The sequence below is a fragment of the Nostoc sp. CALU 1950 genome (assembly GCF_051172895.1).
Lineage (GTDB): Bacteria > Cyanobacteriota > Cyanobacteriia > Cyanobacteriales > Nostocaceae > Nostoc > Nostoc edaphicum_A.
This window is the reverse complement of record NZ_JBDNJQ010000298.1, coordinates 1-3,971: the sequence shown is the minus strand read 5'-3', so window position 1 is coordinate 3,971 and position 3,971 is coordinate 1. Positions and strand designations below refer to the sequence as shown.

Sequence of the window (3,971 nt, the reverse complement as noted above, 5' to 3'; positions counted from 1 at the left end):
AACATATTTTGGGCTGTTTTTATCGGATTTTTCTTAACATTCAACACTTTTGCTTTGATACCAACTGGTTCTGCCGGAAATATAACCATTGACACTCCTTTTTTAAATGTCAATCAAGGAGGTTTAATTAGCGTAGCAAATGAAGGTTTAGGTAATGCAGGAAGACTTGAAATTAAGTCCAATACGATTAACATCACAAACAACGGAGGCGTTACCGCAACCACTACTGTCGGACAGGGTGGTGATATTAATCTTACCTCAAATAATATTTTTATACGCAATGGAATTATCTCCACAACTGCTGGTCAGCAAGACACAGATGGTGATGGTGGCAACATCAATATCAACACAAATATCCTAGTTCTTGCAGAAAACAGTAGCATCACAGCTAACGCTTTTAAAGGACGAGGCGGAAATATCCTGATAAATGCTCGTGGATTATTTTTCTCTCCCAACAGTAAAATTACAGCTAGTTCACAATTCGGATTGAATGGTGACGTTCAGATCAACGGCTTTTACGTTGACCCTAACGGCATTGAGTCCGTACCAGAAGGACTTGCACAAAGTCCACAAGTTGCATCAGTTTGCCAGGGACAGTCAGACGTGGCAGGAAGTGAATTTGTCATGAGTGGCGTGGACAGATTACCTCTGGGTCCTAACGATATACCACCTATTAAACCAACTTGGCAAGATAATTTTGTTTCTGGTCAAATCAACAATAATTCAGAGGAGCCAAAATTGCAAAAACAAGCAACACAAATTGTAGAAGCTCAAGGTTGGGTACAAGACTCTTACGGGAATGTAACCTTGACGGCAGAAGCAAATTCAGCAACGCCTCATGCTGTGTCGTTCGCTAGCTTATGTTCTGAAGAAAATGTATCAAAAAGTACTATTACAACCCATGCCCAGCAATGATTAGACGCCGAGACTGGTTTAAGTATGTATTTTCAAGCATTCTAGGGCTATTAACAGTTGTAGCCAAGCCATCAATTATCGCTGCTCAAGCTGTAAATAAAGAAGCACAAAAACGTAATCAAGCCCGACTACTGACCCAAATAGGAGAAAAGTATTTAAATGAAGGACGAGCATCGGAGGCCCTTGAGTCTTGGAAAACAGCCACAAAAATTTATCGTCAACTTGGCTATGAAGAGGGTATTACTGGCAGCTTAATTAACCAAAATCTTGCCCTACAAGCTTTAGGTTTAAATCGTTTTGCTTGTAACACACTATTACAAGCTCTAAAGCTAAATATAGATACTAAGATTTGTGCCATTTTGCCACAACAGTCTACTGAATCTACAACAAAACTATTGATAGCAGCGATTGATAAGCAAAAACATTTGCCAGTAAATCTATTTGCATGGCACAACTTAGGAGATGTCTTGCGCTTAATTGGTAAATTAGATGAATCAAAGGTCGTTCTAGCAAAAACGCTATCAATCGCTCAAAAAACGTCCAATGTTGATAATCATGAGATTTTGCTGTCATTAGCTAATACTCAAGAAGCTATTTATAAGCAAGCACGAAATAAATATTATGAAGTAGAAGAACCAGATTTTAAAAATGAAATTGTGGAGCTGATTCAGCAACAAGCACTAAATTCACTTGAAATTTATCATCAAGTGAATCTGGTGTCAGCAAATTATCCAGTAACACAATTAAAATCTCAACTGCATCATTTGAGCCTGCTAATAGATTTTGATAATTTCTTAACAACAGAGTTAAATTTAGGTAATTCAAAATTAGTTGAGATTCGCAATCAAATTCAACAAAAAATTCAACCCTCTGTTAACATAATTTTAAAAGACTCTTCTATATTCTCTCAATTATCAGCTACCCAACTTGTTTATACAAAGCTCAATTTTGCTAATAGTTTAAGTCAAATTCCAGATCAGCAATTACGTTCATTAGCTATTGAATATGGTCAGTCCGCTTTGCAAACAGCTAAAAGTACAAGTAATCAGCGAATCAAATCTTACAGTCTTGGCACTCTGGGTAAATTACAACCAGAAAAATCAGAAGTATATTTTTTAAAAGCTTTAAGTTTGGCTCAATCAATTCAAGCAGAAGATATTGCTTACCAATGGCAACAACAGCTAGGAAACTTGTACAAGAAGCAAGGAAGGGCTAAAGAAGCCCTGACAATGTACAAATCTGCTATTGATAACCTGGCACATATTCGTGACAGCATATTGTCAAGCAATATAGATATACAGTTATTCTTTCAACAAGAAGTAGAACCTGTGTACCGTGATTATATGAAGTTACTTTTGAAAGATTCTAATCCTAATCTCAAAGAAGTAATTCAAATAAACGAACGTTTACAAACAGCACAGTTAGAAAATTTTTTAAATTGTGGCAAGCTTGACCTAATTGCTCTCAATGATATTCCAGACTTAAATAGTGCTTATGGAATCATTCATATCATTGATTTGGATGAAACTATAGAAGTTATTGTACAGTCTTCAGACCGCTCTCTTCATCATTACTCTGTTGAAGCAAATATAGTTAAAGATAATGTTAGTGATCTTTTATGGAGTTTACAGGATCAGAAACTCGCTACTATTGATGTCCAACAAATTCTTTTGCCTTCTCAAGCACTTTATGAAAAATTAATTGCGCCAATAGCATCATATTTACCTGCATCAGGAACATTGATATTTATCTTAGATAAATCTTTTCAAAGTATACCGATGAGCATATTATATGATGGGAAAAATTATCTCCTCGAGCAATACAGCATTGCAGCGACTCTCGGTTCTAGAATTAGATATCCCAAACCTTTATCAAAAAAGCGGTTTACAGCTCTCATCGCTGCTTTGTCTAAGCCCAGCCCCAGCTTGTTAGATCGCAACGCTCCTAAAGGCGTCAGATCACTACCCAAAGCCAAAGAAGAAGTAAAAGATGTCCAAAGTCAAACACAATCTTCCCTTACACTATTAGACGAAAAGTTTACTACTCCACGTCTAGAGCAAGAAATAAGTAAAAATAATTTCCCAATCGTTCATATTAGTACTCATGGACAGTTTAGTTCTGACCCTTTGAAGACGGTACTTCTAGCCTATGATAAGGTCATCAATATTAGAGAATTTGACAAATTACTAAAAGGTAAAATTCAAACTGATGCAGATGCAATTGAGTTATTAGTTTTAAGTGCATGTCAGACTGCAAAAGGTAATAAAAGGTCAACATTAGGAATGGCTGGAGTAGCTGCACAAGCAGGTGCGAGAACTACGATAGCTACTTTGTGGCTAGTAGATGCGGATTCTACTGCTTTATTAATGGAAGAATTCTACAAGGGATTGAAAAATGGTATTCCTAAAGCAGAGGCACTGCGGGTTGCACAACTAGTCTTAATGAAAAATCCTAAATACGCTCATCATTACTACTGGGCCCCGTTCTTGCTCGTTGGTAGTTGGTTATAAATTCCCACAGCTTTAAACCTTCTTGCACCTTTGATAATTCCTTTAAGTTCTTATTACTTTTAGCTAACTTCTTTGCTGTTGTGTATTCACTAAAAGCCTCATTAGGCAGTCCCGCCTCTAAGTAGCGATCTGCCAATACTCGATAAATTTCAGGGTTTTTACTTCCTGCTGCCACTCTTGCCTTTAATGTTTGTATCGATTCATTTACCAGATTTTTTGACATGTATATAGTATCTAAAACCCCAACAGCAGCTTCATCAGGAGGTACTTTTACTTCGTTAACTTGTTTTACCAGTAATGCAATCTCCTGTTGCTCTTTTTCTGGTAAAATACCAAATATTAAAGGAGCGTGACTTATGATTGAGTTCCCTTGGTACGCAAACACAATAATTCTATACATCCGTCCAAATCTCAATTGAGGTTGCCCTTCTGGATATTGCAGTACAGTATTATTTACTTGTATCTGCCAGTTAACATTATTACCCTTTATCTCAAAAGTGTTGAATGTTAAGAAAAATCCGATAAAAACAGCCCAAAATATGTTAA

General features: G+C 36.6%; 1 protein-coding gene and 2 pseudogenes. 2 read left to right on the top strand and 1 reads right to left on the bottom strand.

Annotated features, from left to right (window positions below):
* Both ABF638_RS37045 and ABF638_RS37040 read left to right on the top strand, forming a co-directional pair.
* Nucleotides 1-915 (top strand): annotated as a pseudogene (locus ABF638_RS37045) (hypothetical protein); the annotation flags it as partial.
* A complete protein-coding gene (locus tag ABF638_RS37040) occupies nt 912-3,425 on the top strand; it encodes a CHAT domain-containing protein (RefSeq protein WP_435027730.1) in 2,514 nt (837 codons plus the stop codon). The pseudogene ABF638_RS37045 and the gene ABF638_RS37040, both read left to right, overlap by 4 nt.
* Here the strand turns inward: ABF638_RS37040 and ABF638_RS37035 are convergent.
* Nucleotides 3,367-3,971, bottom strand: a pseudogene (locus ABF638_RS37035) (hypothetical protein); the annotation flags it as partial. The gene ABF638_RS37040 and the pseudogene ABF638_RS37035 overlap by 59 nt on opposite strands.